Source organism: Cellulophaga tyrosinoxydans (assembly GCF_900176415.1).
Taxonomy (GTDB): Bacteria; Bacteroidota; Bacteroidia; order Flavobacteriales; family Flavobacteriaceae; genus Cellulophaga; species Cellulophaga tyrosinoxydans.
Genome location: NZ_FWXO01000007.1, coordinates 1 through 12,987, shown reverse-complemented (window position 1 = coordinate 12,987; position 12,987 = coordinate 1). Strand labels below are relative to the sequence as shown.

Sequence of the window (12,987 nt, the reverse complement as noted above, 5' to 3'; positions counted from 1 at the left end):
ATAGAATGCCTTATTTTATTAATGTTATACTTCCAATACCATTAGAAAAACTATTCACGTATAGTATTTCTGACGAAGAGGCCAAGTTTATTATTCCTGGTATGCGGGTGGCTGTGCCTTTTGGTAAATCTAAAATTTATAGTGCCTTGGTGCATGAGGTTCATCAAAATCCACCTACGGTTTATGAGGCTAAAGAAATAGATCAAATTTTAGATGATTCTCCAGTAGTAACTTCTCTGCAGCTCAAACATTGGTTTTGGATTGCCGAATATTATATGTGTAGTATTGGTGAGGTGTTTAGAACCGCAGTTCCAAGTGCTTTTTTATTGGAAAGCGAAACTTTGATTTTACGAAACACCAATCTGCAGGTGGCTGATGTGGATCTTTTAGATGATGAATTTTTAGTTTATGAAGCATTGAATCATCAATCTGTTTTAAGGGTTCATGAGATTAGCGCCATATTAGACCGTAAAAATGTACTTCCTGTTTTAAATAGACTTTTAGATAAAAATATCATTCTTTTAAAAGAAGAAGTTTACGAACAGTACAAGCCAAAAATGGTGAGGTATGTTCGTTTAGGAAAGGCACATCAATCGGAAGAAAAATTGGAAGAATTACTACATTCTCTGTCGAGAGCACCAAAGCAAAGTCAAGTGGTTTTAGCTTTATTTCAATTTCAGGCCACTAGTAAAAAACCCATGAAAGTTGCAGAGTTAGAAACAATGAGTAACTCATCTGCGGCGGTAATTAAATCTTTAATTGATAAAAATATATTAGAAGAATACTTTATTCAAACAGATAGAGTAGTTTATTCTAGTGAGGAGGAAAATGCCGACTTAAAATCCTTGAATGAATATCAGGAGCAAGCATTGTTTTCTATTCAGGAAAATTTTAAAGCCAATAAGCCAACCTTACTGCATGGCGTTACCTCTTCGGGTAAAACGGAGGTGTACGTAAAATTAATAGAAGATTGTATAGAAAAAAATAAACAAGCTTTATATCTATTACCAGAAATTGCACTTACTACACAATTAATATCCAGATTACAAGAATATTTTGGAGATAAAGTGGCTGTGTATCATTCTAAATATAGTGTACACGAACGTGTTGAAGTATGGAATAATGTATTAGAATCTAATCCTAAAGCACAGATTGTAATTGGAGCTCGATCGGCATTATTTATGCCTTTTAATAATTTAGGATTAATTATTGTAGATGAGGAGCATGAAAGTTCTTTTAAGCAGTATGATCCTGCGCCGCGTTATCACGCAAGAGATGCAGCAATAGTTTTAGGGAATTTGCATAAAGCAAATATACTGCTCGGCTCGGCAACCCCTAGTGTAGAGAGTTTCTACAATGTTCAAACAAATAAATATGGCTATGCAAGTATTGAAAGGCGATTTGGCAATGTATTAATGCCTGATGTGGAATTGGTTGATATTAAAGAGCAAACGCGTAAAAAACGAATGAAAGGTCATTTTTCGGAACGTTTGTTTGAAGAAATTGCAGAAACATTAAAGAATGGGGAGCAGGTAATATTATTTCAGAACCGACGAGGATATGCGCCAATTGTCGAGTGCACCACTTGTGGTCATGCTCCTCAGTGTCCAAATTGCGATGTGAGTTTAACTTATCATCAGCATAAAAATCAATTACGATGTCATTATTGTAGTTATAATATGGCATTGCCTTTAGTTTGTGTTGCTTGTGGAAGTTCTACTTTGGATACCAAAGGGTTTGGAACGGAGCAAGTAGAACAAGAATTACAGGAGCTTTTTCCAGATGCAAAAGTAGGTCGTATGGATTTAGACACTACTAGAGGTAAATATGGATATGAAAAAATAATCACTGCTTTTGAACAGCAAGAGTTAGATATATTGGTGGGTACTCAAATGTTAACCAAAGGGTTGGACTTTAGAAATGTGAGCTTAGTTGGCATTATGAATGCGGATACCTTATTAAATTTTCCTGACTTTAGAGCCCATGAAAGAAGTTTTCAATTACTTACTCAAGTAGCGGGTAGGGCAGGACGTACCCAAAAAAGAGGCAAGGTAATTTTACAAAGTTATAATCCATACCATCAAATTTTAAAACAAGTATCAACAGGTGATTATGTTGGCATGTATTCTGAGCAGCTATACGAAAGGGAACAACACAAATACCCACCAGTTAATAGAATAATAAAGGTTACGTTTAAACACAAAGATTATAATAAATTAAATGAAGCAGCAGAATGGTTTACCAAAGGCTTAAGAAATGCATTTGGCATTCATGTACTTGGTCCAGAATATCCACCTGTTGCAAGAATAAGAAATCAATATTTAAAACATGTGTTAATTAAAATACCTACAGGGCAGCCTCTTAATAAAACTAAAAATAGCATTAAAAGAATTGAAAAATCTTTTAATGCTATTTCACAGTACGCAAGCGTACGAGTAATCTACAATGTAGATTATATATAAAATTTAGACATTGTTTAGCGCCTCTGCTAATTCAGTCTTCTTATTTCTGCTTAAAGGTATAGATCTCCCACTAACTTCAACATTTTTACTATTGAATTTCTCCACTTTTTCTAAATTAATAATATAAGATTTGTGGATTCTAAGAAATTTATCGTCAGGTAATTGTTCTTCAAATGATTTCATTGTAGAAAGAATAACAATATTAGCTTCGTCAGTCACTAATTTAATATAATCTCCAAGTGCTTCAATCCATTTAATATCATTTAAAATAACCTTTCTCTTTTTTAGATTACTTTTTACGAATATATGTTCTTCATCTTCATTTATTCTGTGCAATTGTTCAAATTTGGCAACCGCTCTTCTAACAGATGCATCGAACCTTGACATTGTAATAGGTTTGTGAAGATAATCGGTAACATCATAATCAAACGCTTTCAACGCATAATCAGGTTTACCTGTTATTAAAATTACTTGAGGGCTATTGTCTAATGATTCAAGTAGGTCAAAACCACTAATAATAGGCATCTCAACATCAAGAAAGATCAAATCTATCTCGTTGTTTTTAATTCCGTTTTTTGCTTCAATAGCATTACTGTACTCTGCAACAAGAGCTAAGTTGGGATGATTGTTCACTAATTTGGCTACTGCCATCCTTTGCATTGAAGAATCGTCTACGATAATACTTCTTAATTTCATAAATGGTTGATTTGTGGGGTTAAATCATAGGCAAAGTACTGAAAAATCACGATGAACTACAACAAAAGATGTGAACATGGTATAATATGTTGTGTATTCAGTAAAAAGCACTATTAAGGTTTAGGTTAAGTTTCTTTTTTTATTCGATTGTTAATAACTCTCGAACCTTATAACGAAGATTTTCATTAAATCTTGTGATAAGTCAGAAATATTATTACTTTTGCGCTCCTAAAAATATATATTAATATGAATCATTACGAAACTGTTTTCATTCTAAATCCCGTTCTATCTGATACTCAGATAGAGGAAACAGTTAAGAAATTTGAAGATTTCTTAATTAGCAAAGATGCCAAGATGGTATCTAAAGAAAATTGGGGCCTAAAAAAATTGGCTTACCCAATACAACACAAAAAGAGTGGTTTTTACCATTTGTTTGAATTTGCAGCTCCAGGAGAGGCCGTTGGTCCTTTTGAGTTAGAATTCAGAAGAGATGAACGTGTTATGCGTTTTTTAACTGTAAAGTTAGACAAGCATGCTATTTCATGGGCAGAAAGAAGAAGAACAAAGTTAAAAACTAAAGCTTAAGGAATATGTCATCTATAGAACAACAAGCAAAAGGAAAAAAAGACGGAGAAATCAGATATTTAACACCGTTAAATATTGATACAAATTCGCAAAAAAAATATTGTCGTTTTAAAAAATCTGGTATTAAGTATGTAGATTACAAAGATCCAGACTTTTTAATTAAATTGGTAAACGAACAAGGTAAGTTACTTCCAAGAAGATTAACTGGTACTTCTTTAAAATACCAAAGAAAAGTGGCTGTTGCTGTTAAAAGAGCACGTCATTTAGCATTAATGCCATATGTTGGTGATTTATTAAAATAAAAAGAAACGGACAATGGAACTTATATTAAAAGAAGACGTACAAAACTTAGGTTTTAAAGATGATTTAGTAACTGTAAAAAATGGTTACGGAAGAAATTATTTAATTCCTAATGGATTAGCTACTATGGCTACAGTTTCTGCTAAAAAAGTTTTAGCTGAAAATTTAAAGCAAAGAGCTCATAAAGAAAAGAAAATTGTTGACGCAGCAAACAAAACTGCAGAAGCAATTAAACAACTTGAAATTAAGATTACTGCAAAGTCTGGTGCTGCCGATAAATTATTCGGATCAGTTACTAATATTGATTTAGCAGATGCTTTAGCAAAAGAAGGTCAAGAAATCGATAAAAAGTACATCTCTATACAAGGTGGTGCTATTAAAAGAACAGGACCTTACAATGCGCAAATTAGATTACACAGAGATGTGGTAGTTGATTTCCCTTTCGAAGTTGTAGGAGAAAAATAGTTAACAAACAGTTGACAAATTATTATAAAAAAGGAGTTATGCACGCATAACTCCTTTTTTATTTCTAGTAACTTGTACCAAACTAAAAAACTCAAACTAATATGTTAAAAAAGGCTTTTTCAGCACTCTTGTTGTGCATTGTCTCCTTTGGAGCTATGGCACAGGTTACGACCTCAAATATTAAAGGACTAATTGTTGATGATACTGATGAACCTTTATTAGGGGCAAATATCGTGGCAATTCACACCCCTACGGGTACAAATTATGGTGCAATTTCTAATGAAGATGGTAGATTTAATTTGTTAAACCTTAGAGTAGGTGGTCCTTATGAAATCACCATTTCTTATGTGGGTTATAAAACTCAAGTAAAATATGATGTTTATTTGACCTTAGGACAAACATTTAATTTAAATACAATTTTACAATCAGATAGTCAAGCACTGGATGAAGTTGTAGTGGTATCGGATCAAAGCGGTACTTTCGGTAGTGATCGCACTGGTGCAGAAACGAGTGTAGGCAAAAGAGAACTTACTCGATTACCAACCATTTCAAGATCTGCTCAAGATTTTACAAGATTAGAGCCTACGGCAAGTGGAAATTCTTTTGGGGGACGTAATGATCAGTATAATAACTTTTCTTTAGATGGGGCTATTTTTAATAATCCATTTGGTTTAGATTCGCCAACTCCAGGTGGACAAACAGGCTCACAGCCAATTTCTTTAGATGCTATTGAACAAATACAAGTTTCCACTGCACCTTATGATGTTTCGCAGTCAGGGTTTACCGGAGCAACCGTAAATGCAGTTACTAAAAGTGGTACTAATGAATTTCATGGTACGGTTTATGGCTTTTTTAGAAATGAAGATTTAACTGGTGGTAAAGTAAAAGGTGAAGATGTTATTAAGCCTAAATTATCACAAAATCAATATGGTATAAGTATAGGTGGGCCAATTGTAAAAAATAAATTATTCTTCTTTGCGAACTTTGAAAAAGAAGAAAGAGACGATTTAGGGAGCAATGGTTGGGTTCCTAATACGGGGTCTGGAGCAATTAATGAATCACGTGTTTTAGAAAGTGATTTAATGGCAGTGCAATCTGCATTAGCCGGTTTAGGTTATGATTCTGGTGCATATAATGGGTTTACTTATGGTTCTGGTTCTACTAAAGGTCTTTTTAAATTAGATTGGAACATCAATGATAACAACAGATTGGCGTTAATCTATAATTTCCTAGATGCTTCTAGTGAGAAGCCAGCACACCCTACCGCAATTGGGGTGAGAGGTCCTAGCTTCTCAACATTGCAATTTGAAAAGTCTGGATATGAAATTAATAACAAGCTAAATTCTATTCAACTAGAGTTAAACTCTACATTATCTGATGAAGTAACAAATAAATTGCAAGTAGGTTATACACATTTCGATGATTTCCGTAATCCACTTTCGACGCCAGCTCCAAGTATTATAATTCAAGATGGTGCGGGTTCTAATTATATTATTGCGGGACATGAACCTTTCTCTATTCACAATAGATTGGATCAAAAGGTGTTTCAGTTTACCAATAATATGAACATTTTTAAAGGAGACCATACCTATACAATTGGTTTTTCTTTTGAGAAATTTGAGTTCGATAACTCGTTTAATTTAGGTGTCTATGGCGGAACCTTTGGTTTTCCTATAGCTAATGATTATTTTGGAAACTTTAGAAGTGTTCAAGAGTTTTTAGATAATGCGCAGCCAGGCGGTTTAATCGATGGGCTGATTCAAGGAGCTGAAGGTACATTTGCGAATAATAATCAATTTCCTGATGGCCAGGGATGGGCACTTGCAGAAACAAATGTTGGCCAGTTGTCCTTCTATGTGCAAGACGAGTGGAGTGCGACGGATAATTTAAAATTAACATACGGTGTTCGTTTTGATAAACCGCTTTATTTTGATACAAGAGATAAGATCAGCGAAAACATAGCTAGAAAAGGAACTTATCAACCAGATAATTTATATTATAATCCAAATACAGGTGAGCAGACAACTATTAATTCTGAACAATTGCCTAACAATAATTGGTTAATTTCTCCTAGATTAGGTTTTAACTGGGATATTAAAGGAGATAAAACAACACAATTACGTGGTGGTACTGGTGTATTTACAGGTAGATTGCCGTTTGTATGGTTAGGTAACCAAGTTCAAGGGGTAGATTTCTTTTTCTATCAAGCAGTTGATCCTGATTTTAAATGGCCACAAGTTTGGAGAACTAATTTAGGAGTTGATCATCGTTTTGAAAATAATATTGTATTTACTGCTGATGTTTCTTATACAAAAGACATGAATGCTGCGCACGTTCAAAACTGGGGTTTAAACAGTCCTTCAGGCACATTAAATGCTCCTGGGGATAATAGACCAGTTTATGAAGCAGGAGATTATGCTACAAATACTTTTGGTGGTCCAACCAGTGCGTATGTATTTACAAACTCTGATAAAGGAAGAGTATGGAATGCCTCTTTAAAAGCACAGAAAAATTTCAATAATGGTTTGTATGCTATGGCGGCATATAGCTATTTAAATGCTAAAGATGTAAACTCTATTGAAGCTGAAATTACTGGAGATGCCTTTGACTTCAATCCAAATTTAGGCAATGCAAATCAAGATGTGTTAGGTTTTTCTAAATACGGCGATACGCATAGATTCATTGGTGTTTTATCTAAAAACTTTGAATATGGTCAAGGAAAATGGAATACAACCATTTCTACTTTCTTTGAATACGGTCAAGGTGCACGTTACAATTATACCTATGCAGGTAATTTAAACGGAGATAGTTCTTTCCAAAATAATGATTTATTATATATTCCTACAGCAGCAGAAGTTGGGCAAATGCAATTTTCAGGAGCTGGTCAAGCCGAAGCTTTTGAAGCTTATATTCAGCAAGATGATTATTTAAGTGAAAATAGAGGAAAATATATGGAGCGTTATGGGGCTTTAGCACCTTGGAGAGGTCGTTGGGATCTTAAGTTATTACAGGATTATACCTTTAATAATGACAACAAGATTCAATTTAGTGTTGATGTGCTAAACTTAGGAAACTTAATTAACTCTAACTGGGGAATTATTCAACAGCCAAATAACGTGAGTCCTATTGGAGTTTCTGTAGATGCTACAAATACACCAACCTATACTTTTGATCCCAATTTAACAAAAACCTACGGGTTTGATGCTAGTTTGGCTTCAAGATGGCAAGCACAATTTGGTGTACGTTATATCTTCTAGTAAAAATAAATAATATTAAATCTTAAAAAGGCTGTACTATTTGTGCAGCCTTTTTATTTTTGCCAATATTTTGAAATTAACCAAATGTATTTCAAGAAAGTAAAGAAGGAATGAAGTATACAAGACTTACAAAGCAGCAATTAGAAGAATTGCACCAAGAGTTTATTAATTTTCTTGCCACCCAAACGATAACTGCTGATGAATGGAATGATATAAAAAATAATAAGCCTGAGGTAGCAGAAGAGGAAATTGATATTTTCTCCGATTTAGTATGGGAAGGAGTGCTAGCAAAGGTGGAGTATGTTGAAAATATTTCTGCACAACAAATGCATATGTTTCATTTAACTGATAAAGAAATGAAACTTATTTCAGTGAAAGTGATGAACCCTGAAATAGATTTAACTACCGATGTTGGTTTTGCTTGGTTTCGCAAAAATTGGCAGTCAGATTTTGTGGAGTATTTATCAGCTGTAAAAGCGTATAAAGAAGATAAAAATTTAGACAAGTTCGAGCTCATTCAAAAAGGTGCAGTAATTACTAAAGGAGAGCTATATCAATGGTTTGAAAAAGTCATAGGATAAGTCGATATTTACAAACCAGTTTAAAAACGTTGGCATTCTTTAACATATCAAAGTCAATATAAAATCGTGTCTGAGAATATTCGAAGACTAATATAAATTATAAAATGGCGCAAAAACCATCAATACCTAAAGGAACAAGAGATTTTACACCTTCAGAAGTAGTAAAACGAAATTATATTTTTGATATCATTAAAAAGAATTTCCAAACTTTTGGTTTTCAACCTATCGAAACTCCTTCATTCGAAAATTCAGATACCTTAATGGGAAAGTATGGTGATGAAGGTGATCGATTAATTTTCAAAATATTAAACTCAGGAGATTTTTTAAGGAGTTTCAATGAGAATTTAATAAAAACGATTAAGCTGTCATTATATCATTTAAGAATTTATTTAAATGGCACAGTTAAAGAAGAAATGAATTCTTATGGGTTGAATTTTGTAAAAGTACTCCCTGAAATTTTGAGAAAAGACAAGCAAATTAAATTTGATGAATCAGTAATCGATTTAAATAATTTAGCTAATGATTTATGGAATAAAATTGAAGTTTTCGTAAATAAGGAAGATTGGAAAGAAGTTTTAATTAATGGAGTTGATGAGGATAAAAGTTTAACCAACTTATCTATTGGAATTTTTGGTGAGTTCTATTTCGAAATGGGCACGAAGTATTTAGGGAGTCATATCTCAGAAAAAGCATTACGTTACGATCTTACGGTGCCTTTTGCACGTTACGTAGTAATGCATCAAAATGAAATTGACTTTCCTTTTAAAAGATATCAAATTCAACCTGTTTGGAGAGCAGACAGACCTCAAAAAGGCCGATTTAGAGAATTTTATCAATGTGATGCTGATGTTGTAGGTTCCAATTCTTTACTACAAGAGGTAGAATTTGTACAGCTGTATGATGCTGTTTTTTCTGCTTTAAAGTTAGAGGGTGTAACGATTAAATTAAACAATAGAAAAATTCTCGCAGGTATTGCTGAAGTAATCGGAGCAAAAAATAATTTAATTGATTTTACGGTTGCACTTGACAAATTAGATAAGATTGGGGAAGAGGGTGTTAAAAAAGAAATGCTAGAAAAAGGTATTTCTGAGGCTTCTATCGAGAAAGCTGCGCCTTTATTTTCATTATCAGGGACAAATAATGATCAATTAAATGCACTTGAAAAACTACTTGCTGTTTCAGAGGAAGGTTCTAAAGGAGTACAGGAACTTCGTTTTATAATAGATGCGGTATCGGATATAGGGTTATCAACCGCGCAATTAGCAATAGACGTTACTTTAGCTCGTGGATTAAATTACTATACAGGAGCTATTTTTGAAGTAGCAGCGCCAAAATCTGTCCAAATGGGTTCTATAGGTGGAGGTGGTCGTTATGATGATTTAACGGGTATTTTTGGCTTAAAAGATGTGAGCGGAGTAGGTATTTCATTTGGTCTAGATCGTATTTATCTCGTTTTAGAAGAATTAGACTTATTTCCAGAAGCTATAGATCAATCCTTGCAAGTTCTTTTTATGAACTACGGAGAAGCAGAAGCATTTCAGGCTTTAAAATTGGTGACCTTGTTCAGAAAAAATGGAGTTAAAGCTGATTTATACCCAGATAGCGCTACAAATCAAAAACAAGAGAATAAGCAATTTAAATTCGCTACAAATAAAAACGTTCCATATATAGTAATTATTCGTGAAGACGAATTAAAAAGCGCTACGTTTACTGTTAAAAACATAAACGAGAACACACAAGAAACCTATAGTTTGGATAAGGCAGAAGAGTTTTTAAAAAACTTGTAATTCTTTTTTTATAGCCTTAATAATGGTCTTATAGTATTCAGTGCTATGGGGAACATATTTTTTTAAATTGGCTAATCCCCATGTTTCTTCAGAAAATTTTAAAAGCGAAGTGAGTTTTAAATCAGCCACTTCGCTATCTTGTTTAGTTAACTTATTTAAAGGAACTTTTAATTCTGAAATAAATGTATGATGAAATTCACAATCTATAAGAGTTGCGCTGTGTTTTTGTACTGATTTAAAAACACCAATCTTTTTCAACTGATCTTTGGCAATTGTAATTCCAATTTCCTCTTTAATTTCTCTAATTGCGGCATCTTCAATAGATTCTCCGGCTGAAATATGCCCAGCTACTGAGACGTCAAAAAGAAGAGGGAAAGTGTCTTTTTCCTTCCCTCTTTGCTGTAATAAAATTTGATGATTTTTAGTATAAAACCAAATATGAACGGTTTGATGAAAAATACCTTGCTTATGGGCTATAGATTTTAATACTGTTTCTCCAGTTTTATTTCCATGGTCATCCAATACATCAATTAATTCTTCCATTTTAAATCAATAAAAGTTCACTTGAGATGATTAAATATGAATTTTACTCAAAGTAGCTAAAAGTCTCTCCTTCTTTTATATTCAATAATGTTTCGTAAATTAATCTAATTACATTTTCAACATCATCTTGGTGAACGGTTTCAACAGTTGTATGCATGTATCTTAAAGGTAATGAAATTAGAGCTGAAGCTACACCGCCATTACTATAGGCAAAAGCATCCGTATCGGTCCCAGTATATCTTGAAGAAGCCATTCTTTGAAATGGTATTTTATTTGCCTCGGCAGTTTCAATAATTCTTTCTCTAAGTTTGTTTTGCACAGCAGGAGCATAAGAAATTACTGGACCATCACCTATAGCAGTGTGCCCTTGCTTTTTCTTTTCAATCATTGGTGTAGTGGTGTCATGGCAAACATCAGTGACGATAGCAACATTTGGCTTTATGGTTTGAGTTATCATTTCCGCACCGCGTAAACCAATTTCTTCCTGAACAGAATTAGTAATGTAAAGTCCAAAGGGAAGTTTTTTCTTATTTTCATGTAAAAGCCTAGCAACTTCTGCAATCATAAATCCACCAGCTCTATTATCAATAGCTCTACAAACAAATTTATTGCCATTTAAAATTTGAAATGTGTCAGGATAAGTGATAACGCAGCCAACATGTACGCCCATTTTTTCAACCTCTTTTTTGTCTTTAGCGCCTATATCAATAAATATGTTATCTAATTTAGGTGGTTCTTCTTTAGAATTATCGCGAGTATGAATTGCTGGCCATCCAAATATTCCTTTTACAATTCCTTTCTTGGTGTGTATGTTCACCCATTTAGATGGGGCTATTTGATGATCGCTACCACCATTTCTTATAACATATAATAATCCATCATCAGTAATGAAATTTACATACCATGATATTTCATCAGAGTGACCTTCAATAACCACTTTATATTTTGCCTCTGGATTAATTACACCAACAGCAGTACCGTATGTATCTGTAATAAAAGTGTCAACATATGGTTTTAGGTATTCCATCCAAATTTTTTGACCTTCCCATTCATAACCGGTAGGAGCTGCATTATTAAGATATTTTTCAAAAAAATCTATAGATTTTTTAGTTAGAATTTTCTTTGTGCTCATTTAAGTATATTTTAAAACGAAGTTAGTAATATTCACTTTTATTTAATAGTAAAGCGTTATGTTTATTATTAATTTTGACAAGAATTTTGTGATTCGTAAAATTATGAAAAGTAAATATGTTTTTTCCATTTTAATACTTATTGCTTCCTATGGTTGGGCACAAGAGGAAGAGGAGCCATTGGATTCTATAGCGGAAAAAATGATTATTATGGAAGGTGACTCCATAATGCAAAGCACCATTGAATTAGAAGAGTTTTATGTATTTAGTCCATTAAAATTTTCTAGTTATGAAGAAAAATTACGGTACTATATATTAAGACGAAAAACACTTAAAGTGTATCCATATGCTAAATTAGCAGCGGATAGGCTGACAGAGTTGAATGATAGTTTAATGAAGATTACCAAAAATTCCCAAAAAAGAAAGTATACTAAAGAAGTTCAAAAATATGTAGAGGGTGAATTTTCGGATGAATTAAAAAAGCTTACGCGTACCGAAGGTCAAATTTTAATTAAACTAATACATAGACAAACAGGAATAACAGCTTTCTCTTTGGTTAAAGAGCTGCGTAATGGTTGGAGGGCATTTTGGTATAATACGACTGCAAAAATGTTTGACATTAGTATTAAGGAAGAATTTCATCCAGATTTAGTACATGAAGATTATCTTATTGAAGATATTTTGCAACGCGCATTCTCGGACTTTAAATTAGAACGACAGAAATCTGCGCTTAATTATGATTATTCGTTGCTAACTGATAAATGGTCTAACGATAAAAAAGACAATAAATAGTTTGCATATATCATAGCAATCTATTAAATTTAAAATCCTTTTTTATTTAATGCATTTTTTTTGCAAAATATTTTCAGATCTAAAAAGCTGTAAATAAGAGTTTTATTTGCTGGAAATAAAAACTTCAAAAAATATTTAAAAAAAAGATTTTAAAAAGTCTTGTGGGATTAAAAAGTGTGTGTATATTTGCACCCGCTTACGGAGAGAACGGCATTAGAAGAGGAGTGAGTGAGGGTAGTTAGGAGCTACGAAGAGTGTTGAAATTTAAAGAAGTTCATTGACATATTGTAAGACAGCGTTCAAGTACTGGAAACGGTATTTGGATAAAGAATTAGATTAAAGAATTAGCTTAAAGAATACGAAGGGCTAGGTTCGGATGAAGTATTGTT

General features: G+C 33.0%; 11 protein-coding genes. 8 read left to right on the top strand and 3 right to left on the bottom strand.

The features are described 5' to 3' along the window. Positions 1 to 5 precede the first annotated feature (5 nt). Positions 6 to 2,462 (top strand): replication restart helicase PriA, encoded by a 2,457-nt coding sequence (gene priA, locus B8963_RS14875; RefSeq protein ID WP_084063113.1) that lies wholly within the window; start codon positions 6 to 8, stop codon positions 2,460 to 2,462. Positions 2,463 to 2,465: 3 nt separating this feature from the next. Here priA and B8963_RS14870 read toward each other — a convergent pair whose 3' ends face one another. After that, on the bottom strand, positions 2,466 to 3,158 hold the full coding sequence (locus B8963_RS14870; protein WP_084063000.1) for a LytR/AlgR family response regulator transcription factor: 693 nt from the start codon (positions 3,156 to 3,158) through the stop codon (positions 2,466 to 2,468). 246 nt (positions 3,159 to 3,404) lie between these two features. Here B8963_RS14870 and rpsF point away from each other — a divergent pair, with 246 nt between their 5' ends. The 6 genes from rpsF (at position 3,405) to hisS (ending at position 10,133) form a co-directional block, all read left to right on the top strand. Next, complete coding sequence (gene rpsF, locus B8963_RS14865) at positions 3,405 to 3,743, top strand: 30S ribosomal protein S6 (RefSeq protein ID WP_084062999.1); 339 nt, start codon at positions 3,405 to 3,407, stop codon at positions 3,741 to 3,743. 5 nt (positions 3,744 to 3,748) lie between these two features. Beyond that, complete coding sequence (rpsR, locus tag B8963_RS14860; RefSeq protein WP_024479878.1) at positions 3,749 to 4,045, top strand: 30S ribosomal protein S18; 297 nt, start codon at positions 3,749 to 3,751, stop codon at positions 4,043 to 4,045. Positions 4,046 to 4,058: 13 nt separating this feature from the next. Then, positions 4,059 to 4,508 carry a 50S ribosomal protein L9 gene (gene rplI / locus B8963_RS14855; protein WP_084062998.1) on the top strand — a complete coding sequence of 150 codons (450 nt, stop codon included), beginning with the start codon at positions 4,059 to 4,061 and terminating at the stop codon, positions 4,506 to 4,508. A gap of 101 nt (positions 4,509 to 4,609) precedes the next feature. After that, entirely contained in the window at positions 4,610 to 7,765 is a 3,156-nt protein-coding gene (locus B8963_RS14850) for a TonB-dependent receptor (RefSeq protein ID WP_084062997.1), read from the top strand. Positions 7,766 to 7,875: 110 nt separating this feature from the next. Then, on the top strand, positions 7,876 to 8,346 hold the full coding sequence (locus B8963_RS14845) for a DUF6495 family protein (protein WP_084062996.1): 471 nt from the start codon (positions 7,876 to 7,878) through the stop codon (positions 8,344 to 8,346). Positions 8,347 to 8,450: 104 nt separating this feature from the next. Continuing rightward, positions 8,451 to 10,133 carry a histidine--tRNA ligase gene (gene hisS / locus B8963_RS14840; RefSeq protein ID WP_084062995.1) on the top strand — a complete coding sequence of 561 codons (1,683 nt, stop codon included), beginning with the start codon at positions 8,451 to 8,453 and terminating at the stop codon, positions 10,131 to 10,133. Here hisS and B8963_RS14835 read toward each other — a convergent pair. Together B8963_RS14835 and B8963_RS14830 are read right to left on the bottom strand one after the other, a co-directional pair. Continuing rightward, positions 10,119 to 10,676: an NUDIX hydrolase gene (locus B8963_RS14835; protein WP_084062994.1), complete on the bottom strand. Its 558-nt coding sequence runs from the start codon at positions 10,674 to 10,676 to the stop codon at positions 10,119 to 10,121. The two genes, hisS and B8963_RS14835, sit on opposite strands and share 15 nt — an antisense overlap. Positions 10,677 to 10,719: 43 nt before the next feature. Further along, on the bottom strand, positions 10,720 to 11,808 hold the full coding sequence (locus B8963_RS14830) for a M42 family metallopeptidase (RefSeq protein ID WP_084062993.1): 1,089 nt from the start codon (positions 11,806 to 11,808) through the stop codon (positions 10,720 to 10,722). 103 nt (positions 11,809 to 11,911) lie between these two features. Here B8963_RS14830 and B8963_RS14825 point away from each other — a divergent pair, with 103 nt between their 5' ends. Beyond that, positions 11,912 to 12,598, top strand: a complete 687-nt coding sequence (locus B8963_RS14825; RefSeq protein WP_084063112.1) for a DUF4294 domain-containing protein — start codon at positions 11,912 to 11,914, stop codon at positions 12,596 to 12,598. Positions 12,599 to 12,987 lie beyond the last annotated feature (389 nt).

What these genes read in the sequence shown, in the direction of transcription:
- B8963_RS14830 (WP_084062993.1), bottom strand. Translation starts at nt 11,808, where the DNA reads ATGAGCACAAAGAAAATTCTAACTAAAAAATCTATAGATTTTTTTGAA.
- B8963_RS14845 (WP_084062996.1), top strand. Translation starts at nt 7,876, where the DNA reads ATGAAGTATACAAGACTTACAAAGCAGCAATTAGAAGAATTGCACCAA.
- rplI (WP_084062998.1), top strand. Translation starts at nt 4,059, where the DNA reads ATGGAACTTATATTAAAAGAAGACGTACAAAACTTAGGTTTTAAAGAT.
- rpsR (WP_024479878.1), top strand. Translation starts at nt 3,749, where the DNA reads ATGTCATCTATAGAACAACAAGCAAAAGGAAAAAAAGACGGAGAAATC.
- B8963_RS14835 (WP_084062994.1), bottom strand. Translation starts at nt 10,676, where the DNA reads ATGGAAGAATTAATTGATGTATTGGATGACCATGGAAATAAAACTGGA.
- B8963_RS14825 (WP_084063112.1), top strand. Translation starts at nt 11,912, where the DNA reads ATGAAAAGTAAATATGTTTTTTCCATTTTAATACTTATTGCTTCCTAT.
- hisS (WP_084062995.1), top strand. Translation starts at nt 8,451, where the DNA reads ATGGCGCAAAAACCATCAATACCTAAAGGAACAAGAGATTTTACACCT.
- priA (WP_084063113.1), top strand. Translation starts at nt 6, where the DNA reads ATGCCTTATTTTATTAATGTTATACTTCCAATACCATTAGAAAAACTA.
- B8963_RS14850 (WP_084062997.1), top strand. Translation starts at nt 4,610, where the DNA reads ATGTTAAAAAAGGCTTTTTCAGCACTCTTGTTGTGCATTGTCTCCTTT.
- B8963_RS14870 (WP_084063000.1), bottom strand. Translation starts at nt 3,158, where the DNA reads ATGAAATTAAGAAGTATTATCGTAGACGATTCTTCAATGCAAAGGATG.
- rpsF (WP_084062999.1), top strand. Translation starts at nt 3,405, where the DNA reads ATGAATCATTACGAAACTGTTTTCATTCTAAATCCCGTTCTATCTGAT.